The sequence below is a fragment of the Virgibacillus sp. MSJ-26 genome, assembly GCF_018918075.1.
Classification (GTDB): Bacteria; Bacillota; Bacilli; order Bacillales; family Amphibacillaceae; genus MSJ-26.
The window spans coordinates 80,180-106,297 of record NZ_JAHLPW010000010.1 but is presented as its reverse complement, the minus strand read 5'-3'; the positions used below and the strand labels follow the sequence as shown (position 1 = coordinate 106,297).

Below are 26,118 nucleotides of genomic sequence, written 5' to 3'. Positions count from 1 at the left end.
GCCGCTCATGGAATATACTCGCTTTCCGTGGGCTAGGAAGAATTGGGTTTCATTCTTCTTTGCTAATGAGCCTCCGAATGCTACATTTCGGGGGCGCGTTAGGCCTTAGCTCCCACTGGAGTCTCGCATATTCCATTCGCTAGTAAAAGTGTCTGTTTTATAAACTACACATAAAAAACACCGAAATCCCTTTATTTATATTAAAAAAGTATTAATATTTAGTATACTTTAGGTTTATCACATGTCAATGGATGCATCTTTCTTCTTAATTGCAAAGTAAATAGCGACAACAATACCAATCGCAAGCCAGGCTAATCCAAGAGTTTTCGCTTCGGTTGCTAAGTTAATCCAAACGTAAGCGATGATGATAAAGCCAATGAGTGGCAAGACGAGATATTTCCAGTAATTTTTACTTTTGTTTTTGACGATATAATGGGAAAAGACGGATACATGTAAAAACAGGAATGCTGTTAAAGCACCAAAGTTAATGAATGACGATAAAATCCCAATATCGCCCATGAAAAATAGTCCGACACCTAGTGAAACAAAGGCAACAAAGATGATACTTGTATATGGCGTCTTGTATTTGGGATGGACTTTTGCCAAGAATTTCGGGAGTTTTCGGTCACGTCCCATACTGAATAGAACTCTAGAAATGGCCACTTGTGCAACAAGAGCATCCGCAATCCCCCAAGCAAGCGCAGTTGCGATAGCTGTCAGAACACCGAGCCACGGCCCACCCGCCATTTCAGCTGTTTCATAGAAAGCCGTCCCTATATCATCAAAACTATTAAAATCAGGATAAATTAAGGCTGCGACCCATGTCTGCACCATAAAGAGGACACCAACAATAAGTAAAGACCAAATCGTTGCTTTACCGATTGCTTTTGGTCCATCTGCTGATTCTTCGGAGAGGGTGGAGATGGCATCGAAACCTAAGAAACTGAGTACCGCGATTGACACAGCTCCCATGACAACTTTCATACTAAACGTATCAGGGTTATAGAGAGGATCAAAAGAAAATGTCGCGCCATTAACCCCTTTAGCAATCGCAGAAATTCCCACGACCAAGAAAATAACAAGAACTGCTAATTCAAAAATCAAAAAGATAATGTTCGTTCTAGCAGTAAACTCAATTCCGAAATAGTTAATGACTGTATTAATTAAAATAAAGAGCACAAGCCAAACCCATCCCGGAATGGCAGGCCACATACCTGTTAGAGCTGTAGCACTGACTACATAAAGTAAGGCAGGAACGAGTATATAGTCGAGTAGAATTGCCCAACCGGCAACGAAACCAACATACTGGTTTATGCCTCGACCAGCATATGAATATACCGACCCTGACATTGGAAATGCTTCCGACATTCTAGCATAACTTAAAGCAGTAAAAACCATTCCAACCATCCCAATCAGATAGGCTAAAGCAACCATCCCTTGAGATTCAAGCATGACCTCCCCGTATATACCAAACGGAGCAATTGGTACCATAAAAATAAGTCCATAAATCAGTAAATCCTTGAATGAAAGGGAACGACTTAATTCTTCCTTATAGCCAAATTGACTAATCGACGTTCCTTTGTTTCCTTTTAACATTAATCATCATCTCCTTTACTTAAAAATTATATTTTCAAGATTATAATACTTTAAAGTGTTAAAGTCAATTTTGTTTTCGTAAAAGTTATAAAAATCAGATATTTCATGCGGTAGATGACAAAATGGATTGAAAATTTAGTATTAAAACCAAGTGTATGTCCAAAATGCTTATTTATGAACTACAACTGATAACGTATAGCAAGAGAGGGATTTTACTAAGAAAAACAGAACTCAAAGCCGGAATAATAGTAGGTTTAGCGCTGAGCAGGCTAGTATAACTAGGCTAAAAGACACATTGTTAGTAAAAAACGTATATGCTAATATAAAAATTATAAATAAATTCTAAAAATTTCATCAAAGTACAATGTGGAGGTATATATGCCTAAAAAAAAGCTATTATCATTTTTAATAGTATTCATTCTAGCAATCATGATCGGATGCTCCTCTGAAGACGAAGCGGAAGGAAAGACAGAACCAGAAAGAGATGAGGAACCAGGAGAGGAAGAAGTCGTGGAAACCGAAGCGGACGGAGAAGATGAAGAACAAGAGGAGGAAAAATCAGACTCAGAAGATGAAGAGCAAATGATTGAGGGGCAGGTTACTGTTATAGAAGATGAAAATATTGTTCGTGTTGAATTAGATACGAATTTAGTGGAAAATACAGTTGTCGAGGTTAATATGAGTAAAGCGTATGGGGAACTCAGTAGCCCAATAGGCACAGCAGGTTCTGAAAATGGAGAAATTAAAAGTGATGGGACAGTTACTATTGACTATCCTCTTGATGACGACTTTTTTGAAAAATATAATGGGGAACAAGTTGAAGTTAAAATTGAAATTAAAGGTAGCACTTTTCAAGAAAATGTTGTCGAAGCCTACGGGAAGCAAGGAGAGAAATTCACAGGACCATTCGTTTATCAATTTGACAGTGTTGGTCCCCCCGATCAAAGATTATATATCCCGGTGTACTTTCAAGTAGGAGATGAACAAACAACATTTACTATTGAAACACCGGAAAGAGAGCCTTTACCTGATGATTACGGGAACATAGAAGTTTGGATGGACGTAGAAATTGTTGATAATGATCATCGTTATTTATACGTAAAAGGTAAATCTAACTTATTAGAAGGACTGGTGTTACAAGGTAGATATTTTGAAGATGCCGATGCTACATTTGCTCAAGAATGGGCAACAGAAATGTTTGTAGAGCCAGATGGAACATTTGTATTACCGGTTAAATATGAATCTATCACAAGCGACGGATATATCGAGATTCAAGGTGCGCCAGTTCGCTCACACCGTACAAAAAAAGAAATTCATAAAACATATGGTGAAGATTTTGAGCATTTAACAGGTGATATCGTTAAGGAAGTCGATGACCACCAAGAAATATTAATTACAATAGACAACGAAGGCATGGATATAGATACACCAGAGGATTCTTTAATTACAGAAGACGATGGCGAACTAAAAATCCAAGTGCCTGACGATGTTTTATTTGATTTTGATAAAAGTGATTTGAAAGGCGAAGCAAAAAATACATTGGATGACGTCATTGCAATTTTAGAAGGCCTTGACGAGGGGGAAGACATCCAAATCCATGGTCATACAGATAATGAAGGCGAACCGAATTATAATTTAAATTTATCTGAAGAAAGAGCAGCTTCCGTAGAGGAATATTTAACAAAACATGGTGATTTAAAACATCTTAATATGACTAAAGAGGGTTTTGGACAAACCAAACCTGTAGAGTCCAATGAAGATGAAGAAGGTAGAAAAAGAAATCGTCGCGTCGAGATTATTTTTAATAAAGAATAATGATTACGCCGTAATTAAGCGGTATTGTCTGTCGTACGACAATACCGCTTCTTTTTATCTCAACTAAAATTCAATAAAATATAAGCTAACACAATACCACAATATAAGAAGGCGTTGTTTGCGCAGGAATACTTTTCGTAGAGGCGCCGTAAACAACAATCAGATCTCGATTGATTGGACTACCACTATAAGCTTGCCCGTTTGCAGTGAACATCGGTGTATTTGGTGACATGTTTAATTTTAACTGATTATCTTGACTGACGAGGTTTCTATCAAAATAACTCACTTTGACATTTTGGTCGTCACGCTCTTTAATCATAACTAACGCTGGATATTGGGGTGGAAAAATCATAATAGCGGGTGCATTTGCATCATAATACCCAGTCACTCTGTCTCCAACAACGAGCATTGCCTGATTCAATACATAAGTAGATGGGCTCAAAATAAAATTAACTTGCATCCCCTCTTCATTCTGTAAAGACACCATTTTAACGCAACCTTCTCCATATTCTTGACTCCGCATTTCCTCAATCTGGATGATCCTTCCATTGAACGCCATAAACTGTACCATCTAAAATCGCTCCTAACGTTTTACTTTTTATGTATTATATGCGGGATAGTCGTCGGTGTTAGTTTTCAACCAGGTGAGGTTGCCTGGGTAATATTATAAGTGTACGAATATGTCCAGTTGACATTAATTCGAGGTGAAATAGATAAAAGTAAGTTTCCTCTGTTAAGTTATACGTATAGCCTTTATAATAGAATTATCTATAAAATATTATCTATTGATTCTTTTCAGATAAGAAGTATAGAACTAGGGGTTATAAAGGGAGGATTTAAAATGGCCAAGAATCTATGGAGAAAAGAAATTGATCAATTAACACCTTACGTTCCGGGCAAACCAATTGAAGACGTGAAGCGAGAATATGGAATTACCGATATTACTCGACTTGCATCAAATGAAAGTCCATATGGTCCGTCACCAAAAGCAGTAGATGCCATGAAAGAGGCTGTACATAAAAGTTGGTTATATCCTGAACCGACATGTAGAAATTTACGTGAAAAATTAGCAACTCGACATGATTTATCTCCAGAACAATTTGTTATTGGAAATGGAGCAGATCATCTAATCACATTGATTGGTCATGCATTTATTAATAAAGGTGATGAAGTCATCTATGGTATGCCAACATTTATGAGTTACCGAGAATCGACACTTTCAATGGGGGGCATTCCAGTGGAGGTTCCTTTAACAGATGATTTTGTTTATGACCTTGATGCTATTGAAGAAGCCATCACAGAAAATACGAAATTGGTTTATATTTGTAATCCAAATAATCCAACAGGAACAATCTTGGATTCTGATCAAATTGTTTCATTCTTAGAAAAAGTTCCTTCACATGTTTTGGTCATTCTAGATGAAGCATATATAGACTTTATTACTGAAAAAGATTATCGCACAGGGGTCGAGTTGATTAAGGAAGATCATCGTCTCATCTCATTAAGAACATTTTCAAAATTACATGGCTTGGCCGGAACCAGAGTGGGCTTTGCGATAGGTAATGAAGAAATTTTAGCTCCACTAAAAGCTGTTCGTCCCACATTTGAAGTGAACCGAATTGCCATTGCTGGAGCAGAAGCAAGCCTGGATAATCCTTCCTACAGTGAAAAAGTTCTTGAGAAAATTGTTAGTGAAACAGAAAGATTAAGCAAAGTATATAACGACTATGGATTTGATGTGATTGGAACTCATGCAAATTTTATGTTTATTGATGTAAAGCAAGATGCAGGGGAGCTAATGGAAGCTTTATTGAAAAAAGGACTTATCGTGAGACCATGCGCCCCGTGGGGATTAAAAACACATCTACGTATCACTGTTGGCACGCCTGAGCAAAATAATCATCTCATTGAGGCTATTAAAGACATTATGGAACTAGAAAACATTTAAAACACTTGCACACGCAAGTGTTTTTTTATGACATATAACCCTAGACTTCAAGTCGTTTAAAAAATACCTAATACAAGCCCAATTAACATAGCGATAAGCAGTAATCCTTTTTCACTCTTAGAAACCTGGTGATGATTTTTTATATCTAAATGCGTGACTAAATAAATGGCGAATGAGATCAAGACGATTAAAAGGAAAGCAGCCGTTAAACGAGTGAAAGCTAACCAAATCGGTACCAATCCCGCTAACATTAAATAAAATAAAGCGGGAAAATATGCAAAGTTCACCCCGAATTTCTTAGCAAACCACACAACCGTTGTTACCTTAATTGGTTTAGCTTTTTGATCTGCTTCCAAATCTGGGATATGATGAACCATCACCCAAGCCATACAAACTAACGCATTGATTAACGCATTTTGAACGGCCCACATCGGAATGACATCCATGATTAGCCAAGGGCCAGCAAGCCCTAGCAAAAACATAGAAGGAAATAAACTCAACCATTCACCTAAAAAAGGCCGATAACTTAATCTTAAAGGAGAGAGAGAATAAGACGCAGCCGCCCAAACACCAACCAGAATTAATAATGAAATTTTACCGTGACCTATAATAGCCAGCAAAACAGCCGCCATGAGTAAAAGGATAGCAAGCAACCTTCCTAACCGCCACACAACTTCCGGCTTTAAAATCCCCTTTTGAATAACACGACTCCCTCCTGATAAAATCGCTGGACTATGCTCGTCAGTACCAGACAGAAAATCGGCATAGTCATTAAATAGATGCGTCAGTAATCCATGGATAACAACTGCCCCAGCACTCAAAAAGAAAAACATGAAAACAAAATTCGATGTCGAGAAGGAAGTATACAATAACAATGGAAGCAGACTCGATATCACAGTTGTCACACTGGATGACACAACAGCGATTAAGCGAAGTAATGACCATCCTCCGCTCAAAAACATTGAAAAATGATTAATCACGCTAGCACCCCGATTAAGATTAATATGATTCCATTAATAAATCTACCATTTTTCTCAGTCTAACCAAAAATACCAACTTATAGTCTAATAGTCGGCACTTATCTTACAACCCCCAAATCATTTTATAAAATCCAAAACGTGACACAGACTAATCACGACCAGGTCGCATGATAAATAGAACATCATCCTTAGCCCGTTACGGCTCTACATTCCTCCGTAAATGATGAGAAAACTTGATTAGAACAACTGTTTATGTATAGAGTTATATTATAGGAAAACATGTGAAGGGGACTTTTATAATGCATATTCAGCAACTAGTCTTGTTCATGTCAATTGGTTTTGGTGCCATCGTGTTATTAGATGTATTGCCACCACGTGGTGTGAAACAAATTACTGTTCTTGAATTAAAAGCGATGCTAAAAAATAAGGAAAAACATAATTATCAATATATAGACGTTCGGACGGCCGAACAATTTAATAGATTACATGTGTTTGGATTTAAAAGTTTTCCCCTTCAGGAACTGAAAAAAGATACAGGAACATTATCAAAAGATAAAAAAATAGTCGTCATCAGTCAACGCGGCATCACTGGCAATGAAGCGTGTAAATTATTGAAAAGGCAAGGGTTTACAAACTTAGCCAACGTTCGTGGAGGTATTATCACGTGGGAACCGCATCGCTAGTATCGAGGGGATGACTTCCAATAGTAATTGAATTTCTATCGAGATTTCTGTATATTTTAATTATAACAATAAAAGCGGGGGAAGATTAGATATGTTGGAACTTAATACATTTTCCATTACAGCAAGGTGTGAACGGACAGGCCAATTTGGAATTGCCGTATCAACAAAAGTACCAGCTGTAGGAGCGCTCTGTCCCTATGTAAAATCTGGTGTAGGAGCTGTTGCTTCTCAGTCATTTGTCAATCCTTACATCGGTATCAATGGACTGGAATATTTGGGGGAAGGGTTAACAGCAAAGGCTGTGAAAGAACGAATTCTGTCTGAAGATCCACAACCTGAAATAAGACAATTTGCGATTGTTGATAAAGAAGGACAATCCGCGGCTTACACTGGCGAAAAATGCGTTGGCTGGCACGGACATATAGAAGGAGATGGCTTTGTTGCGGCAGGTAATATGTTAGTGGGGGAAGAGACCATTAAGGAAATGGCACGGATTTTCGAAGCGACGAGCGAGTTGAAATTATCTGAGCGACTATTACAAGCACTAGAAGCAGGACAAGCAGCTGGTGGTGACAAACGAGGAAAACAGTCTGCCGCCCTCAAAGTCGTTTCAACGGAAAGTTACCCCCTCGTGGACTTACGCGTTGACGAACACAAGGATCCCGTTACCGAATTAAGACGCGTCTATGAAGTGGCCAAATACGAACTTTTTCCTTTTATCGAAACATTACCAACCAAAGAAAATCCACTCGGTCAAATGGATTTAGCAACGCAAAAAGAACTTGGATTATTGGATTAAAAACACTTTGTAATAAAATCCTAACTCGGTATAAATAACCCTTGTTGGATGAGAACTAAATCATGTCAATCGGACATGCTTCCATCAAAATGGCACAACGATGTCCAATAGAGCACTCCAATTGGACACACATCCGTCAAAATAGCACTTCAATGTCCAATAGGGCACTCCAATCGGACACGCTTTCGTCAAAATCGTATTACGATGTCCAGTGGAAGTATCTTTAGTATTGAGGAGTTAACGAAGTAAACAAATCCTTGCTGAACGATAGTCAACACACACCGTCAACTAAGCATCCCTCAAACCTGACAAACTCACCAGCATAGGATATAGTCATGAATGATTACTAAAACATGTGAGGAGTAAATCATAATGACAAAAAAAGCAGTATTATCTGTTACAGGAAAATGGGAAGAAAAATTAAAGAACACCATTCAAGTCAGGGATTTAGCACCGTTCACTGTGGATGAGCCAAAAAAGTTGGGCGGATCAAATAGTGGTCCAAATCCTTTAGAGTATTTTTTAGGGGCCTTATCATCTTGTACCTCTATCATGACTTCCTTTGTGGCAAAAGAAATTGATTTTAAATATAACGAATTCGAAATTTCCACGAGTGGTGAGCTTGATCCTAAGGGTTTCCAAGGAGTAAAAGGGATTCAAACATATTTTGAAACTGTTACACTCAAAATAACTATTGAAACTGATGAAGACGAAGAGGCTCTAAAAGAATTACAAGAAAAAGTAGAGCAAAGATGCCCATTGTTTAACCTGTTACTCGATGCAGGTGTAAAAGTGAACAGTGAATGGATAAGGAAATAAATATAATTTTAATATATACACTCTTAGGATGCTGATATTTATGAAATTTGCCTCTATCTATAAAACCAAAGCAGGAAAACGAATCATACAGGAATCCTACGAAAATTACTTAAAATTATTTGATGTACCGTTTGAAAGAATCTATGTAGAAACTCGTTACGGAAAAACCCACACACTCGTCACCGGCCCAAAAGAAGGTAAACCTCTTTTTATTTTGCAAGGTGGGAATAGCATCAATCCTATGACATTAGCATGGTTCAAGAGTGTGTTGAAACAATACCGAGTTTATGCGCCAGATACCATTGGCCACCCGGGTTTTAGTGCTGAGATGCGACTTTCAGGAAAGAATGATGATTTCTCTAACTGGATTTCAGACATCATGGATTATTTTTCTGTAGAAAAAAGTGCTTTCATTGGTCCTTCTTTCGGCGGTGGAATTATTTTGAGATTGGCAACTTATCAACCTCAAAGAATTGCATGTGCTGTTCTGGTAGCACCTTCCGGCATTAAGTTAGGATCCAAAATAGACATGATTCGAAAAATACTTTGGCCCTTAGCATTATATAAATTTGGATTAGATAAGGGACTTAGCAAAATTGCTGAAGCTATGTCAGATGATAAGATGAAGAAACAAGATGAAGAAATTATAGGAAATATTTTCAAACATGTAAAGTTGGAACAGCAGATGCCAAAATTAACAAAGAAAAGGGAGCTCCTCCATTATAGAGCTCCAACTCTAGTTATCGCAGGAGAAAAAGATGTATTTTTCCCAGCAGAAAAGATCATGAAAGCTGCAAGAAGGATCATACCTAATCTCGTATTATATCAATCTTATAATATGGGACATTTTCCTCCAGACGAGATGTTGGCGTCACTTAATAGCGATATCGCTGACTTCCTAACCAGCCATTATTAATCAAACATAAAAGGGACAGTTTCTATGAAGACATCTGTCCCTTTAACTCTAATCTTCTTTTGCCAAATCTTTTACAGCTGGTCCTTCTATCACTTCACCGGTTGCTTTGAAACGCGAACCGTGACACGGACAATCCCATGTTTGATCGCCATTGTTCCAATTCACATCACACCCCATATGCGTGCAGGAAATATTGAGATAATGCAATTTTCCATTGTCGTCTTTAAAAACACCTATTTTCTTATCGTCTTTTTCAAGCACGGTTGCTTCATTGTTCTGTAAATCATCTGGACTTTTATCTAAATTCACTTTATCAATATCATCTTTCACCTGTTCTTGTTTAGGGTTTGTTTCTGTTAAATCAGGGATTTCTCGTCGAGGTTTGAACATCTCACTGTACACATTATCTCGACCCAAAATAGCATCTGTTAGCACTTTTGCACTCGTAGCCCCAACGGCTAGTCCCCATTTACTGAACCCTGTCGCTGTAAAAACATTGGGATAATCCGGATGCAGTTCCCCAACAAAAGGTACACGGTCGTTCGTAATCAAGTCATGTGCTGACCAGCGAAAGGCGACGTCTGTCACGTCAAATGCTTCTCTTGCAAAGTGGTAAATATCTTTGTAACGGTCAAGCTCCGATTTTTCATCACCAATCTGATGACTTTGACCGCCCACTAATAAGTAACCTTCTCCGTTTGACTGCATTTTTCGGAATGTCCGTTTAGGCATATCTTGATTAATATACATACCATCCGGATACTCAATTGGTGCTTTAAAGGCGAGGGCATATGAAATTTCGGGTTTCATACTTGTATAGTGTTTATCTGGTTCAAAGCTCGGATAGTGCGTTGCAAGAATCGCATTTTTACAAGTAATGGTATTAGCCGTCGCCGTTTTTAGGGTGAGCTTGTCGTTTTGTTCGATATCTACCACCATGGTATTCTCGTAAATCTGCACATTGAGTTGTTCCAATGCTTTTAAAACACCATTTAAAAATTGGGCGGGTTGGAATTCAGCTTGTTTTTCCATTTGTATGGCGACTGCGACATCTAGATTGATGGGGAGGTCGTGCAATAGGCCACCATGAATGCCGAGTTTGTTATAGGCATCGGCTTCTTTTGCAAATGTTTCTAATTGGTTTTTATCTTGTGTATAGACGAATGCATCTTGTTCGCACAAATCGCAGTTGATGTTATGTTCATCGGCTATTTGTTTGATGTAGGCAATGCCTTCCATATTGGCTTGGTAAAAGCGTTTCGCGGTGTCTTGTCCATAGCGATTAATGAGTTCGTCATAGATTAATTGATGCTGGGCGGTGAGTTTTGCGGTTGTGTATCCAGTCGTGCCGCCGAAAAAGTTGCGCCCTTCGATGAGGGCAACGCTTTTTCCTTCTTTGGCCAATGTGTAAGCTGAAAGAATGCCGGCAATCCCTCCGCCAACAACAACCACATCAGTTTCAATATTTTGATCTAATTTAGGATAGTGAGGTGTTTTTGCTGTTTCACGCCAAAATGATTGGACTTCTTTTGGTAATTCTTCTGTCATGTTCTTATCCTCCAGTCGGGGGTCATTTTCACGCGAAAGCTGACCCCTTTTTAATATATTGTTTCCTGATTATTGGAGGGAGTAAACATGCAACTATTTAATTTTCAGCGGTTTTAATTGCTCTAAAATAGCATCACGTGAAGAGTTGCCTTGAGCAAGGGTGGCTGCTGTATAGGCGCCTTCAATTAATGATGAATCCATGAGATGCACAGTTTAGTCGGACATCTCTATCACCATTTCAAGGTTCATTTTGGCACTGCCTAAGTTATAGAAGGCAAAGATTTCGTCAGCGTCATTGTCGGCAACGGCTCGATTGATTTTTTCAAAACTAAAGCTGACGTCACTTTCGTCTGTGCCGCCAGCATAGGTGATGGGAACGTTATTTGCGATTTCTTTTAAAAGCTCATGTATCCCATCAGCGATAGAAGAGACATGGGAAACGATGATAAGTCCGAATTTAGTCATTGCTGACACCACTCTCTAGCATAGCTTCAAAAAAGTAGCCACTGGATGCTGCGCCTGGATCAACATGACCGATTGACCGGTCGCCATAGTATGAATAGATTATTCCAGTTTAATACGTTATTATTTATTGGGATAAGATGACTTCTTAATAGAGTAATATGCTCACGATTAAAACTATGAGATTTCTTCCTATTTTGACCGATAGAGCGCTTCTCACGGTTGAAATTTCGGAGTTTCCTCTAATTTTGACCGATAGAGGCACAACTGCGTTTAATTTATATTTTCCCTAATGTTTAATTGATGGAGAAATTACTCTATTGATTAAGCGTCTCAGATTCGAACTTTATTTTCAAAACCAAGGAGTGATCAAAAATGGAGATCAAGAACATATTTTGTGTGGGACGAAATTACGTAAAGCATGCTCGTGAACTTGGAAATGATGTTCCTGATAAACCGATGATTTTTACTAAACCGACGAATTCAATTATTTATGCAGATAATCAGCAAATAAAATTTCCGCGACATCAAGGCGAAATTCACTATGAAATCGAAGTTGTTCTCTATATTGGAAAAGAAGTGACTCGTCCCCTTCAAGTTGATAACATTGTAACAAAAATGGCGCTTGGTATTGATTTCACGTTGAGAGATGTTCAGTCGGCACTTAAAGAAAAGGGGCACCCATGGCTGCTCGCAAAAGGTTTCAAAAATGCTACCTTATTAACAAACTTTTGGGATTTTCCGGGTCAGACAGCATGTGAGCAAGAAGACTTTTCACTCATTAAAAACGCGAGAATCGTTCAACAAGGTAATATTAAATCATTGATTTTTAATTTCCAAAACTTAATAGAATATATTGATGATCATTTTGGCCTAACACCGGGTGACATAATTTTTACAGGAACCCCTGAAGGAGTAGGACCAATTACAGATAAAGATGAACTGAAATTATTTTGGAATGAAGAATTGAAAGGGAGTTTCCAAGTTGGTAAATAGGCTACTTAACGTTTTTAAATATTCTAACTTGCTGAAGATGAAACATTTATTGGTAGGGTGTGAGTTAAGTTCTTAGCGCTTTTATGACGAGACATCATAATTTTAAAGGAGTGGTGTGATTGTCAAGTAAAGTAGACAAAAGTTTGTTCTTGATCAACACGGCATACTGATGACCAAATAATGACATAGTCTACAAATTACACTAGATATTTGCTAAATGGCAACTCACGTAATTTAAGGTGAGTTGCCTATTTTTGTGTTTTAATGGTTAGTAATTATACGAAAAATTCATATTCTACTCATCTGCAATATTAAATGTTGATTATCTATGAAAAAACACGCTGACATCATCGAGTTGTGAAACACTAATATTATTAGCATATTCCTCTTAAAATATGAATAAAATGATTCATGGATGAATAGAGACCAGGGAGGAAGAAAACTATGAAGAAAAAAATAAATTTGATATTTATAGCATTATTAATGACAGCACTTATTGCAGGATGTTCTTCTAAAATTGAGGATGAATTAGTTACCTTGCAAAATGATATGAAAGAAAATGTCGGTGATTCGATGGCTGATGTCGCAGATGAATTTGAACAAAAAGGTATTGATGTTGAAAACGGTGATATTTCACCAGATGAGTTTTTAACTTATTATGATGAAGAAGTTCAGCCCGTCATTAATGAAAAAAGAAAATACATAGCTGATTATGAAGCACCATCAACAGACGAGGCAAAAGAATACCACGACGTTCTTACGGATGGAATGATTTTAGCTTTAGATGTGATTGAGGATTCTGCAGGACTTATGATTGCGCTATTGGATGATTCGATCTCAGAAGAAGAATTTTTTGAGAAAGGTGACGAATTAGAACAAGTTGTTGATGAGCTGGAGGCAAAGGATGAAGAAATTTTAAGCCTACAAAAAGAACTTGAAGATGAATATAATGTCGAGTTTGAAGATATTGACCTTGAATAAGTTTTCTTGATTTTTCATACAAAAAAGAAAATATTTTGTTTTATTATTTAAAATGGGTTATGACATTTAATCACTAAAAATAAGCCTTTAAAAAATGTTTCAGCGGGGCACATATGGAAACCAGATTGTTTAATCAAATGTTGAGTATCTCGATTCAGATGACATCCATCAGCAACTTTTTTCCAAGCAGGGGTGAGAATGTCTTGAATTAAGCCAAAAAGTGGGTTTTCCATCCGCACATGTTCAAAAAATAAAATCGGTGCTCCAGGCTTTGCCACGCGCTTAATTTCAGATAAAGCGCGTAAGGGGTGTTGGATTGTGCAGAAAACAAGCGTTGCTATAACCGATTCAAATGTGTTGTCTTCAAAAGGAAGAGACTCAGCATCTGCTTCATGGGTTGTAATTGGCACAAGGGCAGCACGCTTTTTCTCTTCCGACTTTTTAATCATAAAGGCATTGGGCTCAATTGCGTCAACAGTGACACCTGCCTGATAATAAGGGAAATTGGCGCCTGTCCCCGAACCGATTTCAAGCACTCTTCCTTTTGTTTGTGACAAAAGGTTACGTCTGATAGTGTGAAATTTTAATTTTTCAATGGGTTGCATGATTAAGTCGAACAAAGTGGGAAAAAGCTTCTCCATTGTTTGAACCTCCTATAATTGAGACAATTGCGTCAGTAAACGATTAATAATTATGTCTAATTACTGACAAAATAGATATAATGAACATTGCTATTGCGCATTTGCGGTTTTTTTTCTATCATAACATAGAGGAGGAGTCAGTAATTTATGAACAAGGAAAAAATAACTATACCTGATAATGGAAAGCAACGTAATTATAGTCCGCTTATTTGGGGCTTATCAATACTTGCAGTAATCATAATTCTAGGGACAAATTATATACCACGAAGTACAACAGGAACAATAGCTGGTATGGATTTAACAGTTTTGCCGCTATTAAATGCTATTTTAAATGGGCTGGCATTTTTACTATTAATAGGTGCCTTAGTTGCTATTAAAAAGAAAAATATTAAAGTGCACCGCCGATTTATTTATGCTGCTTTTTCAGCTACATTTTTATTTTTAATTTCATATTTAACTTATCATGCAATGGCAGGGTCGACAAGCTATGGTGACGATGGCATACTAAAATATATTTATTATTTTGTCTTGATAACGCATATTATTTTATCAACAGCCCTCTTACCGCTCTCGCTATTTACATTGGCAAAGGGTCTCAATATGCAGGTTGCCAAACATCGAAAAATCGCGCGTTGGACCATGCCGATTTGGCTTTATGTAAGTGCCACAGGAGTTATTGTCTATCTGTTAATTTCACCGTATTATTAATATAAAATGACATGAGAAGAGAAAGAGTAGATCAAGTCTTAACCGGCTTGATCTTTTTTATCTCATATCATGACAGATCATCATCTTACGATACGTAAAACTCATTTTATCCCATTTCCCATCGTGCTACAGTGTCTTTTTCAATTGATGTTTCGGATTATATATGTAGGGAAAACATTAACTGAGATAATGTTCCCATAAAGGAGTTTTGCGAAATGAATATGTATAGTGTTGTGCCAAATGCTAATGTGTCGGCATGGTTAGTAAAATTAGAGAATGTTGCGCCTGAAAAAGAATACAAATCTGAAGATGAAGCTATTACTGCAGCTAAGCAAATGGCTGAAGAAAATAAACCAAGCATGTTGAAAGTAATGGATAAGAATCATAATGTTGTAAGCGAAGAAAGATATTTAGATTAATCATTAAGGCAATGTCTAGACAAGCAAGCATGGACATTGCCTTTTTGATATTTTTAAATCTATCAGTTCATTTCTCTTTGACCTTGTAATTGAATCATTTATACTTAATTTAATTGAATATTATAAAAAATGAAGTGGGGGGAATTTTAATGAAAAATATTGGGAATAAAGTGCAATACAGTATTTATTCTACCATGCTAAATCCCGATTCAAATAGGCTACCAGTTATTTACGAGGAATGGGAAGAACTGGCTCGTGAAAAACTAGAGGACGGGCCTTTCTATTATATAGCAGGTGGGGCTGGTGGCGAGCAGACGATGTCAGCTAATTTGAAGGCATTTGCTGATCAGAAAATAATTCCACAAATGTTGCGTAATGTCGAGGAGCGTGATTTATCTGTCTCGCTATTCGGAAAAACTTATCCATCGCCTATTCTTCAAGCACCGATTGGTGTTCAGTCGATTATCCATCCTGATGGGGAGGTGGCCTCTGCCTTAGCTTCTGCCGAGTTAGATGTGCCATATATTGCGAGTTCCGCCTCCACCACGCCCATGGAAAAAATTGCAGAAAAAATCGGGGACGCAGAAAAGTGGTTCCAATTATATTGGAGCAAAGATCCTGACGTAACAGCTAGTTTTTTAAAACGAGCGGAAACAGCGGGATACTCCGCTATAGTTGTCACACTTGATACACCCATGATGGCTTGGCGTGAACATGATTTGAAAAATGTTTATTTGCCATTCCTAGCGGGGGAAGGGGTTGGAAATTATTTTACGGACCCAGCCTTTTGCGCAAAACTTGAAAAATCGCCTCAAGAAAATCCTGAAGCAGCCATTATGCATTGGACCCAAGTTTTTGGCAATCCAGGTTTATCTTGGGAAGATGTGGATTTCATAAAGGAGCATACAACATTACCGATTATTTTAAAGGGTATTCTTCATCCGGAAGATGCTAAGCGTGCATTAGAATATGATGTCGATGGAATTATCGTTTCAAATCATGGTGGTCGGCAAGTTGACGGTGCTATCGGGGCTCTAGATGCATTACCGCTAGTATGTGATGTCGTCCAAGATAAAATTCCTGTCTTAATGGATAGCGGAATCCGTCGTGGAGCCGATATTATGAAAGCGATGGCTCTTGGGGCAAAAGCGGTTCTTGTTGGCAGACCTCTGATGTATGGTTTAGCAGTTGCTGGACAAGAAGGAGTTAAAGAAGTTATGACAAACTTGCTCGCTGACTTAGATCTTAATTTAGGCTTAGCTGGTATAAGTTCGTTCTCAGATTTAGACACAAATATTTTAAAAAGTAATAACTAATCATTAAAAAGTAGCTGGCATTAGAGATGCACAGCTACTTTTGTGTTTAAATCAATAAACAATAGATTTCTCTATATTACAAGATTTAATAACACGCTCAATGTCACAATACTAACCAACGTTGAAATAAATGTAATACTAGAGACGAGGTCCGGCTCTGTATCAAACTCAATGGCATACATTGTCGTTGTTGCAGCAGTTGGCATGGCTGAGATGATAATAAGCACTGCTGCAATAAGTGGATCAACGTCAATGACCGAAACAAACAAGAAAGCGACTAAGGGGGCGATAATCATTTTTAATGTGACGCCAGAGATGACAACTTGCCAATCAAGTTTCAGCCCAATAATTGATCCGAGCTGCATGCCAAGCATAATCATCATGACAGGAATTGCGGCATCACCTACCATCGAGAGTGTTGAAAAAATAGCCTCAGGGACGTTTATATTAAAATAATGGAAGATAAAGGCTAAAATGGCCGCATAGGTCGTTGGCATCTTCATGATGTTTTTTAGCGCTCGACTGATCCCGCTCGTGCTACGAGATGCATAATAAATCCCAAAGAAATTATTTTGTAAAGATTGAATGACCATGATAAAAATAGCATAGGGTAGTGCGGCATTACCTAAACTGAAGAGGACGACAGGTAAGCCGTAGTTTCCCGAGTTCATAAAGCCAGTTGCGAGAATCGATGCGCTTTCAGTCTTCCGTTTCCATTTAAACACTTTTGCCAAAAGTTTGTTTAAGATAACCATAGTATAAAATAGGACAAATATATAGACGAGGATAATCATATAACCGCTATCGAACTCGGCCTCATATAGTGAAACGAATACTAGGGCGGGTGATAATATATACAACGAGACAGCCGAAAGAGACCTGACGTCAAGAGGTCTGATTCGTTGTAAAATAAAGCCAGAGGCAAAGACTGCCATAATTGGTAAGATAACACTAAGGAATAAACCCATCAGCAACAACTCCAACTTTTGAGAATCATGAATAGTTTATCATATTTAAATATACCATTAAAAAACACCTTTTTAGAAAGACTAAAAAGGTGTTTGGTTTCAAATTGAAAATTTGTTCTTATGATAAATCTTCTATGTCGGTCACGGTAAGGTTGTTTTTTTCTAAGTCCTCGGCAATTGTTTTAGCTGTTGCTTCATCAACTTCTGTAGGGAGGACGATACATACGCGTCTGACATATTTTGAGTCATTATTTAAGGAAATGACACTTTGGACGTTACAGTATTTATTGACTATTTTAAGCATTTTAGTGAGTACACCTGCATATTCAATGGTTCCAATTGTAAGTGAAAAGCTGCCGTTATGGACACCCCATGCATTTTCAAGGACTTGAATGACATTTCCATTAGTCAAAATGCCTAGGAAATCATCATTATCATTGACAACGGCAAGAAAAGGTAATTCTTTGATATTGGAAAACACCTTAAAAAATGGATCTGTCTCTTTGATTTTACCATTTTTCTCATTGGCAATGAGTTCAGTGAGCGATTCTTCCAGCGATCCTTGATCTCTTTCATGCTTCAACAGGTGGACTTTATAAATATTACCAACGTATTTGCCAGCATCATCTAATACTGGAATGCAGCGATATCCTGATTCAGAAAGTGTTTGTAAGGCGTGTTTCATTGTATCATTTTCTGTTACTGTTACAACTGTTTCTTTATTGACATAATCATTTTTTACTAACATCGCTTTCCCTCCCAAGTTTCTGTCTTAAAATCAATTATATATACAGTATCTCGTAATATCGAATCTTTTGCAATAGTCTAAAAAGGTGTGTTTACTTTTTTTTTCATTGAAAGTGTGGCACATATCCTTTTACGGAAGTGTTTGCAGGATTATTTGTGGTGACTCGCATTTTAAAAGTGAATGGTACCATGATCAGATAGATGATTGGGTAGAAGGCAATTTTCATGAGACTCTTCTTAATGAAACGGAAGGAATAGAAGTAAAGTTACTTCCCGGAAAATCTTAAAGTGTTAGGCGAAATATACAACAGCAAGCGAATAAACTTAAGCAAATGCTTCAAGATAAGGCGAGGAGAAATCAATACTGATTGCCTTATCTTTTTTTATGGATAAGTCTTTCACATATAAATGGCTAAGTGTTGAATACTATTTTTAGTTTCTACACTTAAAAACGTTATACCTTGATTGAAGTTACTTAAAGAGGGGTAATGTCGTCATGTAAATTGTTCGGAAGGACGTCATTTGGCTTAATTTTGAAACTAAAAAAACAATTAAGTATGTGAAAAAAGTTCACATCTTTGTCACTTCTGTTGTCGTAGAGTGTGTGAAAACGCGTCATGAAAGCGTTTAAAATATTTTTATAAGCATATAAAAAATATCAATTATACAAGAAGTCTACTCAGTGTTAAAGTTAAATTGTAAAGGATTTCACAAATAAAAATTTCAATTATAGAAAGGGAGTTAACAATATGTCTAAGAAAAATAATAAGTTAGATTTAGACAGCCTTGTACAAGGGTATGAAAAAGCTTTTCCTTTTTATCAAGTACTCGCTCCTACAGGCGAAGTAGTCAATACTGATCTAGAACCTAAACTAAGTGACGAGGAACTTACAGAACTCATGAGAAGACTAGTTTGGGCTAGCACTTATGATAAACGAGTTACATTACTGAACAGACAAGGTGCACTAGGAAACTATGCTCCTGGAGGCGGACAAGAGGCAAGTCAAATTGCTACTCAATATGCACTAGGTGAAGGCGACTTTTTCGCAGGTACTTATCGTGATTTAGCACCTCTAATTCTACACGGCCTACCATTAGAAAAAGCATTTCTATGGTATAAAGGCCATATGAAAGGGAATGAATTCCCAGAAGACTTCCAAGCGTATGCTCCACAAGTTATCGTTGGTGGTCATATTACGCATGCAATGGGCGTTGCTTTTGGGATGAAGAAACGTAATAAAAAGAATATCGTTATGTCTCTAAGTGGAGATGGTGCGACTTCACAAGGTGATTTCTATGAAGGAATCAACTTTGCAGGTGTTTACAATGTACCTTATGTTGCAGTTGTTCAGAATAACGGTTATGGAATTTCTGTTCCTGTAGAACAACAAACACATGCTAAAACATTAGCACAGAAAGCAGTTGCAGCTGGAATTCCTGGTATTCAAGTTGATGGTATGGATCCACTTGCAATGTATGCTGCTGTATCTATCGCTCGTGAACATGCACTGGCTGGAAAAGGACCTGTCTTAATTGAAGCATTAACGTATCGCTTCGGTCCACATACCATGTCCGATGATCCAACCCGTTATCGTCTTGATGAAGAGCTAGGCGAGTGGGAGAAAAAGGATCCGCTTGTACGTATGAGAAAATACCTTGAAGACAAAGGTCTATGGAGCGAAGAACAAGAAGAAGAAGTTGTTGAGACTTGTAAACAAGAGATTAAAGAAGCAGTCGCTGCTATCGGTCAAGTTGAAAAACAAAAAGTATCCGACTTCTTAAAAAATATGTACGATGTTTCTCCTCAAAATATTCAAGAACAAATTGCTGAATACGAAGAAAGGGAGATGAATGACAATGAGTGAAAAAACAATTGTTCAGGCGATTAATGATGCCTTAGATTCTAAGTTAACTAAAGATGAAAATGTATTATTATTTGGTGAAGATATTGGACCGAACGGCGGTGTATTCCGTGTTACTGACGGATTGCAAAAAAAACATGGGGAAGATCGTGTTTTTGATACACCATTAGCTGAATCCGGTATTTTAGGAATGTCTATTGGTCTTGCGACAGAAGGATTTAGACCCGTTCCTGAAATTCAATTCTCAGGTTTTATTCTTGAAGCTATGTCACCAGTAATTGCTCAATTCTCTCGTATGCGCTATCGCATGGCTAATACAAGAAGCATGCCAATTACAGTAAGAGCACCTTATGGTGGTGGAGTGCATACACCAGAACTTCACTCTGATAGCTTAGAAGGAATTCTAGCACAAGTTCCAGGAATGCGTATTGTTGTACCAAGTAATCCATACGATGCTAAAGGCTTACTACTTTCTTCAATTGAAAGTGAAGATCCAGTTATTTTCTTAGAGCATTTGAAACTTTATCGTTCAATTAAACAAGAAGTGCCTGATGAAGATTACCGTGTACCTTTAGATAAAGCAGCTGTTGCTCGTGAAGGATCTGACGTCACTGTTATCGGATACGGTTTAATGGTTAGTGAAGCACTTAAAGCTGCAAAAGAATTAGAAGGAGAAATTTCTGTTGAAGTTATTGATTTAAGAACAATTTCTCCAATTGATATGGATACAGTTCTTGAGTCTGTCAAGAAAACTGGTCGTGTTGTTGTGACACAGGAAGCACAACGTCAAGCAGGTGTAGCTGGTCAAATCATGTCTGAAATTGGTGAACGTGCATTTATGTACTTAGAATCTCCAATTTCACGAGTAACCGGTCCTGACTCTGTCTTCCCATTTGGAGCTGCTGAAGCAGACTGGCTTCCAAATTCAGTTGATATTGTTAAGAAAGTAAGAGAAGTATACGATTTCTAAAAATTGTTCGAGGAGGAAATTCTAATGATTTATTCATTCATATTACCTGACAGTGGTGAAGGAATTCATGAAAGTGAAATTGTCACTTGGGACGTTAAACCAGGCGACAAAATTGAAGAAGACGATACTCTTGTAGAAATTCAAAGTGATAAAGCAGTCGTCGCGCTTCCTTCCCCAGTTTCAGGTGTTGTAAAAAAATTACTATTTGAAGAAGGTGACGTACCTAAAGTAGGAGACGCCATCGTTGAAATTGAAATTTCAGATGATGCTGCACAAAAAGTTAATCAAGAAGAAGGCGGCGACGTCACAATGGAAAAAGGTACTGACACTGTTGCTATTGAGCATGAAGATGTCAGTCACTTAAAACCTTCTGAACTACCTGAAAAACAATCAGAACAGACACAAGCTGCTAAAAAACCTGCTTCTGATATTGATATAAGAATGTTGGCTATTCCTGCAGTTAGAAAATATGCTCGTGAAAAAGACGTTGATCTAACTCAAGTACCAGCAACAGGTAAGAACAACCGTGTGACTAGAGAAGATATCGATAACTACTTAGCTTCTGGTGGACAAGCAGCACCAAAAGCTGAGCCAACACAAACTCAAAAAACTGAGAGAACACCTGAACCAACAGTTACTGAGCAAGAAACTCGCGTGAAAATGTCTTCTACACGCCGAGCAATTGCTAATGCTATGGTAAACAGTAAACAAACGTCTCCACATGTTACTGTCTTAGATCGTGTTAATGTGACTAAGCTAATGGATCACCGAAATAGATTTAAAGTTATTGCAAAAGAACGTGGCATTAAATTAACATTTACTGCTTATTTTGTTAAAGCTTTAACAGCTATACTAGCCCGTTATCCAGACTTGAACGCTTCTATTGACGAAGAAGCTGGAGAAATTGTTTATAAAAACTATATTAACGTAGGTATTGCGACAGACACTGAAAAAGGTCTATTCGTACCTGTTATTAAAGAAACAGACCGTAAGAGCCTATTCCAAATTGCTGAAGATCTTGCTGAAAATACAGAAAAAGCAATGAATGGAACATTAAAAAGCGCAGACATGAAAAACAGCTCAATGACAATTACAAACGTAGGTGCATTAGCTACAAGTGGTGTTTGGTCTACACCAATCATCAATCAGCCAGAAGTTGCCATTTTAGGTGTTGGAAGAATTGAAGATGAAGTTATTCCAGATGAAAACAAGCAGCCAATTGTGGCACCAATGTTGAAACTTTCGTTTGGCTTCGACCATCGTATTATCGATGGCGGTACAGCACAAAGAGCACTTAATGATTTGAAAGAGTATTTAGCAGATCCGGATTTACTTTTTGTAGAAGGGTAGTGAATAAACATGGTCGTAGGAGATTTTGCTGAAGAACTAGAAACTGTCGTGGTTGGTTCTGGTCCCGGGGGTTATGTTGCAGCTATTAGAGCTGCACAACTCGGCCAGAAAGTGACCATTATTGAAAAATATAAAATTGGTGGCGTTTGTTTGAATGTAGGATGTATTCCTTCTAAAGCATTAATTAATGCCAGTCACCAATATCAAACTTCTCTTGATTCAAAACTACTAGGTATCCATACAAAAGAGACAACAATTAATTTTGAAGAAACTCAAGAATGGAAGGACAATAAAGTAGTTTCAACCTTAACAAAAGGTGTGGAGATGCTTCTTAAGAAAAATAAAGTAGAAATTATCAAAGGTGAAGCACACTTTATCGATGGTCAGACGTTACGTGTTATGTATGACGATGAAACTGGTCAAACATACAACTTTAAACATGCGATTATTGCTACAGGAAGTCGTCCAATCGAAATTAAAGGATTCAAATTTGACAAACGAGTGATCGATTCAACTGGTGCGTTAAATTTAAAACAAATTCCTAAAAAATTAACTGTTGTCGGCGGTGGATACATCGGTATGGAACTCGCTGGTGTCTACGCTAATTTCGGCACAGAAGTGACCATCTTAGAAGGAACTAAGCAAGTACTTCCAGGCTTTGAAAAAGATATGGTAAAACTCGTGGAAAATGACTTTAAATCTAAAAATGTCAATATTGTAACTGAAGCGATGGCTAAATCAGTCAAACAAACAGATAAAAAAGCAACAGTGACTTATGAGGTCAACGGAAAAGAAGAAACAATCGATTCTGATTTTGTTCTTGTTTCTGTCGGACGTAGACCAAATACAGATGATCTTGGTTTAGAATTAGCTGGAATCAAAACAAATGATAAAGGTTTAATTGAAGTTGATGAACAAGGTCGTACCAATAAAAAGAACGTTTTCGCAATTGGTGATGTTGTTCCTGGTGCAGCACTTGCACACAAAGCAAGTTATGAAGCAAAAGTAGCTGCTGAAGCTATTAATGGAAGCAAAGGTGCTGCTGTTGATTATTTATCAATGCCTGCCGTATGCTTCACTGAACCTGAATTAGCAACAGTTGGTTACACGAAGAAAGAAGCAAAAGAACTAGGATATGATGTTAAAGATAGTAAGTTTCCACTAGGCGGAAACGGAAGAGCTCTATCTTTAAATAAGACTGAAGGCTTTGTACGTCTCATCACTGAAAAAGAGAGCGATACTTTATTAGGTGCTCAAGTGGCTGGTGTCGGTGCAAGTGATATTATTGCAGAACTTGGTTTGGCAATTGAAAACGGCTTGACTGCTGAAGATATTACATTAACCATTCATAGCCATCCTTCACTAGGTGAATCTGTTATGGATGCAGCTGAACTTGCTTTAGGTATGCCAATCCACATTTAATGGCAACTTGTTATTCCAATATTTTGAGGGCTTTATCGAAATTAACATTCCATATTCTCCTTAGATAAAGCCCTTATCTTATTTGTTTTAGACCTTCTTATTTACTCTTGAGTTAATCCTCTGGAATGTTAATTATTAAATAATTTTATGTCTTATATTACTTTTTAAAAGGAGAATTTTTATGGGATCTGAAAAGTTGACAGCTAAAAAGTTTTCAATGAATATACTAAACGGAGTAGCAATCGGTACTGTTTTAGCATTGATACCTGGAGCGCTACTTGGTGAATTATTTAAAGCGTTGTTGCCTATTTTTCCTCAAGGTCAGTTTGTATTAGACTTTACAACAATGGCCAATTCATTACTAGGACTAATTGTTGGTGTTTTAATAGGTTATCAATTCAAATTTACTCCCATTCAATCTGCTTCTGTAGGTCTTGCAGTTATGGTCGGTGGGGGAGCAGTGGACTATTCTGGTGAAGCTCTAACTATGTCTGGAACTGGGGACGTTATTAATATGATGTTTACTGGAGCTATTGCTGCTGGAATTGTTCTATTATTAGGTTCCCGCTTAAAAAGTTACAGTATTATTTTAATACCACCTATTCTTTTAATTGTGGGTGGTGGCTTAGGCCACGTTTTATTACCATATGTTGGGCACATTACAACCCTAATCGGACATTTTGTATCACAATTACTCACTTTACAACCTATTGTCATGAGTGTCTTAATTGCAATTCTATTCTCTATTCTCATTACAACCCCAATTACAACAGTAGGAATTGCCCTTGCCGTGTCTTTAGCAGGTATTGGATCAGGAGCTGGCAACCTAGGTGTAGTAGCTGCAGGGTTTGGATTAGCAATCGCAGGTTGGAGAGTGAATTCCGTGGGTACTTCACTTGCTCACTTTATTGGTTCTCCAAAAATGTCAATGCCAAATGTGTTTGCTAAACCGAAAATATTATTACCAGTTATTTGTAATGCTGCTGTTTTAGGAGTATTGGCAGCTTTATTCAAAATTCAAGGAACACCTATGAGTGCAGGGTTTGGATTTAGTGGTCTAGTTGGCCCAGTCAACCATCTTAACTTAGCAGAAGGTGGATGGTCTGTTATGAATATTCTAATCACTTTACTTGTGTTCGTTGTCGCACCAATAGGTTTAGGAATATTTTTCAATTACCTGTTTACAAAAGTATGGCCCATCATTAAACCAGAAGATTATAAACTCGATGTAGAATAACAGGAGGCATGACATGTTACAAGATTTTAAAGAACTTGAACAAAAGATAGACAAAATTGAAGAACCAAAAAGGGTAGCTGTCGTTAAAGCAGCTAGTGAACATTCTTTAGAGAGTATTTTTGAACTAGCCGATCAAGGTGCGGTGATACCTTATTTAATTGATGATCAATCGGCTATTGAAGAATTAATAGCGAAAATGGATATTAAAAGCTCAAATTATCATATTGTTGACGTGTCATCTGATGAAGAAGCTGCGTTTAAAGGTGTCGAATTGGTCAGAGAAAATAAAGTTGACTTTATCATGAAAGGCAATCTTCAAACAGGTACATTACTCAAGCAAGTAGTCAATCGTGAGACAGGGATAAGAGATAAAGATGTTCTTTCACACATGGCATTAATTGATGTACCAGCTTATTCGAAACTCCTTGGTGTAACAGATGGCGGAATGCTGTTAACTCCTGACGTAGATCAGAAGGAAGCAGTTATCAACAATGCGCTTGAAGTAATGAAGGCACTCGGATACGCCAAGCCAAAATTTGCTGTACTTTCTGCCGCAGAAGTTGTGCAGCCTAAACTACCTGCTTCAACAGATGCTGCCGAGCTAACAAAACGTTTTGAAAATAATAAGGAATGTATTGTTGAAGGCCCCATTTCGCTAGATTTATCAATTGATCCATCAATTGCAGCTGAAAAGGGATATGGCGGAAAAATTCAAGGAGATGCCGATGTCTTAGTTGCTTCAGACGTTGTTGCAGGCAATACTTTGTCTAAAAGTATGCTTTTACTTGCTAATGCTTCAATGGCTGGTGTGATTCTTGGCTCTCAAGTGCCAATTGTTTTAACCTCAAGAAGTTCATCGGCTGCCGAGAAAAAATATTCGCTCTTATTAGCATTACAAGTAAGTCACGCACAAGAAGAGAAAGGAGAATAAACAC

25 protein-coding genes are annotated in these 26,118 nt (G+C 37.6%); 17 read left to right on the top strand and 8 right to left on the bottom strand.

Going from position 1 to position 26,118, the window contains the following annotated elements; genetic code table 11:
* Positions 1-237 precede the first annotated feature (237 nt).
* Complete coding sequence (locus KQI49_RS11065; RefSeq protein WP_216488974.1) at positions 238-1,596, bottom strand: APC family permease; 1,359 nt, start codon at positions 1,594-1,596, stop codon at positions 238-240.
* 378 nt (positions 1,597-1,974) lie between these two features.
* Here KQI49_RS11065 and KQI49_RS11060 point away from each other — a divergent pair, with 378 nt between their 5' ends.
* A complete protein-coding gene (locus KQI49_RS11060; RefSeq protein ID WP_216488972.1) occupies positions 1,975-3,411 on the top strand; it encodes an OmpA family protein in 1,437 nt (478 codons plus the stop codon).
* Positions 3,412-3,496: 85 nt separating this feature from the next.
* Here the strand turns inward: KQI49_RS11060 and KQI49_RS11055 are convergent, their stop codons facing one another.
* A complete protein-coding gene (locus KQI49_RS11055) occupies positions 3,497-3,982 on the bottom strand; it encodes a hypothetical protein (protein ID WP_216488970.1) in 486 nt (161 codons plus the stop codon).
* Positions 3,983-4,252: 270 nt separating this feature from the next.
* On the opposite strand from KQI49_RS11055, the gene hisC reads away from it, so the two are divergent.
* Positions 4,253-5,359, top strand: coding sequence for a histidinol-phosphate transaminase (hisC, locus tag KQI49_RS11050; RefSeq protein ID WP_216488968.1), 1,107 nt, complete (start codon positions 4,253-4,255; stop codon positions 5,357-5,359).
* A gap of 56 nt (positions 5,360-5,415) precedes the next feature.
* On the opposite strand, the gene KQI49_RS11045 is transcribed toward hisC, so the two are convergent.
* Positions 5,416-6,339: a prenyltransferase gene (locus tag KQI49_RS11045; protein WP_371817561.1), complete on the bottom strand. Its 924-nt coding sequence runs from the start codon at positions 6,337-6,339 to the stop codon at positions 5,416-5,418.
* 299 nt (positions 6,340-6,638) lie between these two features.
* Here KQI49_RS11045 and KQI49_RS11040 point away from each other — a divergent pair, with 299 nt between their 5' ends.
* The 4 genes from KQI49_RS11040 (at position 6,639) to KQI49_RS11025 (ending at position 9,556) form a co-directional block, all read left to right on the top strand.
* Positions 6,639-7,022 (top strand): rhodanese-like domain-containing protein, encoded by a 384-nt coding sequence (locus KQI49_RS11040; RefSeq protein WP_253286799.1) that lies wholly within the window; start codon positions 6,639-6,641, stop codon positions 7,020-7,022.
* A 91-nt stretch (positions 7,023-7,113) separates the two neighbouring features.
* Positions 7,114-7,821: a DUF1028 domain-containing protein gene (locus tag KQI49_RS11035; protein WP_216488967.1), complete on the top strand. Its 708-nt coding sequence runs from the start codon at positions 7,114-7,116 to the stop codon at positions 7,819-7,821.
* 372 nt (positions 7,822-8,193) lie between these two features.
* Positions 8,194-8,640, top strand: a complete 447-nt coding sequence (locus tag KQI49_RS11030; RefSeq protein ID WP_216488965.1) for an OsmC family protein — start codon at positions 8,194-8,196, stop codon at positions 8,638-8,640.
* Positions 8,641-8,680: 40 nt separating this feature from the next.
* Entirely contained in the window at positions 8,681-9,556 is an 876-nt protein-coding gene (locus tag KQI49_RS11025) for an alpha/beta fold hydrolase (RefSeq protein ID WP_216488963.1), read from the top strand.
* Positions 9,557-9,604: 48 nt separating this feature from the next.
* On the opposite strand, the gene KQI49_RS11020 is transcribed toward KQI49_RS11025, so the two are convergent.
* Complete coding sequence (locus tag KQI49_RS11020; protein ID WP_216488961.1) at positions 9,605-11,104, bottom strand: FAD-dependent oxidoreductase; 1,500 nt, start codon at positions 11,102-11,104, stop codon at positions 9,605-9,607.
* 213 nt (positions 11,105-11,317) lie between these two features.
* Entirely contained in the window at positions 11,318-11,569 is a 252-nt protein-coding gene (locus KQI49_RS11015) for a PTS sugar transporter subunit IIA domain-containing protein (protein WP_371817560.1), read from the bottom strand.
* A gap of 372 nt (positions 11,570-11,941) precedes the next feature.
* Between KQI49_RS11015 and KQI49_RS11005 the strand changes: the two genes are divergently transcribed.
* Both KQI49_RS11005 and KQI49_RS11000 read left to right on the top strand, forming a co-directional pair.
* Positions 11,942-12,562, top strand: coding sequence for a fumarylacetoacetate hydrolase family protein (locus KQI49_RS11005; protein WP_216488959.1), 621 nt, complete (start codon positions 11,942-11,944; stop codon positions 12,560-12,562).
* 444 nt (positions 12,563-13,006) lie between these two features.
* Positions 13,007-13,543, top strand: a complete 537-nt coding sequence (locus KQI49_RS11000) for a hypothetical protein (RefSeq protein ID WP_216488957.1) — start codon at positions 13,007-13,009, stop codon at positions 13,541-13,543.
* 47 nt (positions 13,544-13,590) lie between these two features.
* Here KQI49_RS11000 and KQI49_RS10995 read toward each other — a convergent pair whose 3' ends face one another.
* Positions 13,591-14,184: a class I SAM-dependent methyltransferase gene (locus KQI49_RS10995; RefSeq protein WP_216488955.1), complete on the bottom strand. Its 594-nt coding sequence runs from the start codon at positions 14,182-14,184 to the stop codon at positions 13,591-13,593.
* Positions 14,185-14,331: 147 nt separating this feature from the next.
* Between KQI49_RS10995 and KQI49_RS10990 the strand changes: the two genes are divergently transcribed.
* The 3 genes from KQI49_RS10990 (at position 14,332) to KQI49_RS10980 (ending at position 16,627) form a co-directional block, all read left to right on the top strand.
* Entirely contained in the window at positions 14,332-14,892 is a 561-nt protein-coding gene (locus tag KQI49_RS10990) for a DUF420 domain-containing protein (protein ID WP_216488953.1), read from the top strand.
* Between the two features lie 215 nt (positions 14,893-15,107).
* Positions 15,108-15,311 carry a DUF2188 domain-containing protein gene (locus KQI49_RS10985; RefSeq protein WP_216488951.1) on the top strand — a complete coding sequence of 68 codons (204 nt, stop codon included), beginning with the start codon at positions 15,108-15,110 and terminating at the stop codon, positions 15,309-15,311.
* A 149-nt stretch (positions 15,312-15,460) separates the two neighbouring features.
* Complete coding sequence (locus tag KQI49_RS10980) at positions 15,461-16,627, top strand: lactate 2-monooxygenase (protein ID WP_216488950.1); 1,167 nt, start codon at positions 15,461-15,463, stop codon at positions 16,625-16,627.
* Between the two features lie 71 nt (positions 16,628-16,698).
* On the opposite strand, the gene KQI49_RS10975 is transcribed toward KQI49_RS10980, so the two are convergent.
* Both KQI49_RS10975 and cbpA read right to left on the bottom strand, forming a co-directional pair.
* On the bottom strand, positions 16,699-17,595 hold the full coding sequence (locus KQI49_RS10975; RefSeq protein WP_216488948.1) for an AEC family transporter: 897 nt from the start codon (positions 17,593-17,595) through the stop codon (positions 16,699-16,701).
* Positions 17,596-17,713: 118 nt separating this feature from the next.
* A complete protein-coding gene (cbpA, locus tag KQI49_RS10970; RefSeq protein ID WP_216488946.1) occupies positions 17,714-18,343 on the bottom strand; it encodes a cyclic di-AMP binding protein CbpA in 630 nt (209 codons plus the stop codon).
* A 748-nt stretch (positions 18,344-19,091) separates the two neighbouring features.
* Here cbpA and pdhA point away from each other — a divergent pair.
* The 6 genes from pdhA to KQI49_RS10940 all read left to right on the top strand — a co-directional run bounded on the left by pdhA (position 19,092) and on the right by KQI49_RS10940 (position 26,114).
* Positions 19,092-20,207, top strand: a complete 1,116-nt coding sequence (gene pdhA / locus KQI49_RS10965; protein WP_216488944.1) for a pyruvate dehydrogenase (acetyl-transferring) E1 component subunit alpha — start codon at positions 19,092-19,094, stop codon at positions 20,205-20,207.
* A complete protein-coding gene (locus KQI49_RS10960) occupies positions 20,200-21,174 on the top strand; it encodes an alpha-ketoacid dehydrogenase subunit beta (protein ID WP_216488942.1) in 975 nt (324 codons plus the stop codon). The genes pdhA and KQI49_RS10960 overlap by 8 nt, the downstream gene beginning before the upstream one ends.
* Before the next feature lie 24 nt (positions 21,175-21,198).
* On the top strand, positions 21,199-22,524 hold the full coding sequence (locus KQI49_RS10955) for a dihydrolipoamide acetyltransferase family protein (RefSeq protein WP_216488940.1): 1,326 nt from the start codon (positions 21,199-21,201) through the stop codon (positions 22,522-22,524).
* Between the two features lie 9 nt (positions 22,525-22,533).
* Positions 22,534-23,946 carry a dihydrolipoyl dehydrogenase gene (gene lpdA / locus KQI49_RS10950; protein WP_216488938.1) on the top strand — a complete coding sequence of 471 codons (1,413 nt, stop codon included), beginning with the start codon at positions 22,534-22,536 and terminating at the stop codon, positions 23,944-23,946.
* Between the two features lie 181 nt (positions 23,947-24,127).
* A complete protein-coding gene (locus tag KQI49_RS10945; RefSeq protein WP_216488936.1) occupies positions 24,128-25,183 on the top strand; it encodes a PTS sugar transporter subunit IIC in 1,056 nt (351 codons plus the stop codon).
* Positions 25,184-25,196: 13 nt separating this feature from the next.
* Positions 25,197-26,114, top strand: coding sequence for a phosphate acyltransferase (locus tag KQI49_RS10940; protein ID WP_216488934.1), 918 nt, complete (start codon positions 25,197-25,199; stop codon positions 26,112-26,114).
* Positions 26,115-26,118 lie beyond the last annotated feature (4 nt).

Excerpts from the sequence above, each read along its gene's own strand:
- KQI49_RS11065 (WP_216488974.1), bottom strand. The coding sequence starts at position 1,596 with ATGTTAAAAGGAAACAAAGGAACGTCGATTAGTCAATTTGGCTATAAG.
- KQI49_RS11005 (WP_216488959.1), top strand. The coding sequence starts at position 11,942 with ATGGAGATCAAGAACATATTTTGTGTGGGACGAAATTACGTAAAGCAT.
- KQI49_RS10975 (WP_216488948.1), bottom strand. The coding sequence starts at position 17,595 with ATGGGTTTATTCCTTAGTGTTATCTTACCAATTATGGCAGTCTTTGCC.
- KQI49_RS10955 (WP_216488940.1), top strand. The coding sequence starts at position 21,199 with ATGATTTATTCATTCATATTACCTGACAGTGGTGAAGGAATTCATGAA.
- KQI49_RS11030 (WP_216488965.1), top strand. The coding sequence starts at position 8,194 with ATGACAAAAAAAGCAGTATTATCTGTTACAGGAAAATGGGAAGAAAAA.
- KQI49_RS11060 (WP_216488972.1), top strand. The coding sequence starts at position 1,975 with ATGCCTAAAAAAAAGCTATTATCATTTTTAATAGTATTCATTCTAGCA.
- KQI49_RS10945 (WP_216488936.1), top strand. The coding sequence starts at position 24,128 with ATGGGATCTGAAAAGTTGACAGCTAAAAAGTTTTCAATGAATATACTA.
- KQI49_RS10980 (WP_216488950.1), top strand. The coding sequence starts at position 15,461 with ATGAAAAATATTGGGAATAAAGTGCAATACAGTATTTATTCTACCATG.
- KQI49_RS11035 (WP_216488967.1), top strand. The coding sequence starts at position 7,114 with ATGTTGGAACTTAATACATTTTCCATTACAGCAAGGTGTGAACGGACA.
- KQI49_RS11040 (WP_253286799.1), top strand. The coding sequence starts at position 6,639 with ATGCATATTCAGCAACTAGTCTTGTTCATGTCAATTGGTTTTGGTGCC.
- lpdA (WP_216488938.1), top strand. The coding sequence starts at position 22,534 with ATGGTCGTAGGAGATTTTGCTGAAGAACTAGAAACTGTCGTGGTTGGT.
- KQI49_RS10940 (WP_216488934.1), top strand. The coding sequence starts at position 25,197 with ATGTTACAAGATTTTAAAGAACTTGAACAAAAGATAGACAAAATTGAA.
- hisC (WP_216488968.1), top strand. The coding sequence starts at position 4,253 with ATGGCCAAGAATCTATGGAGAAAAGAAATTGATCAATTAACACCTTAC.
- KQI49_RS11025 (WP_216488963.1), top strand. The coding sequence starts at position 8,681 with ATGAAATTTGCCTCTATCTATAAAACCAAAGCAGGAAAACGAATCATA.
- KQI49_RS10985 (WP_216488951.1), top strand. The coding sequence starts at position 15,108 with ATGAATATGTATAGTGTTGTGCCAAATGCTAATGTGTCGGCATGGTTA.
- cbpA (WP_216488946.1), bottom strand. The coding sequence starts at position 18,343 with ATGTTAGTAAAAAATGATTATGTCAATAAAGAAACAGTTGTAACAGTA.
- KQI49_RS11015 (WP_371817560.1), bottom strand. The coding sequence starts at position 11,569 with ATGACTAAATTCGGACTTATCATCGTTTCCCATGTCTCTTCTATCGCT.
- KQI49_RS10990 (WP_216488953.1), top strand. The coding sequence starts at position 14,332 with ATGAACAAGGAAAAAATAACTATACCTGATAATGGAAAGCAACGTAAT.
- pdhA (WP_216488944.1), top strand. The coding sequence starts at position 19,092 with ATGTCTAAGAAAAATAATAAGTTAGATTTAGACAGCCTTGTACAAGGG.
- KQI49_RS11020 (WP_216488961.1), bottom strand. The coding sequence starts at position 11,104 with ATGACAGAAGAATTACCAAAAGAAGTCCAATCATTTTGGCGTGAAACA.
- KQI49_RS11055 (WP_216488970.1), bottom strand. The coding sequence starts at position 3,982 with ATGGTACAGTTTATGGCGTTCAATGGAAGGATCATCCAGATTGAGGAA.
- KQI49_RS10995 (WP_216488955.1), bottom strand. The coding sequence starts at position 14,184 with ATGGAGAAGCTTTTTCCCACTTTGTTCGACTTAATCATGCAACCCATT.
- KQI49_RS11000 (WP_216488957.1), top strand. The coding sequence starts at position 13,007 with ATGAAGAAAAAAATAAATTTGATATTTATAGCATTATTAATGACAGCA.
- KQI49_RS10960 (WP_216488942.1), top strand. The coding sequence starts at position 20,200 with ATGAGTGAAAAAACAATTGTTCAGGCGATTAATGATGCCTTAGATTCT.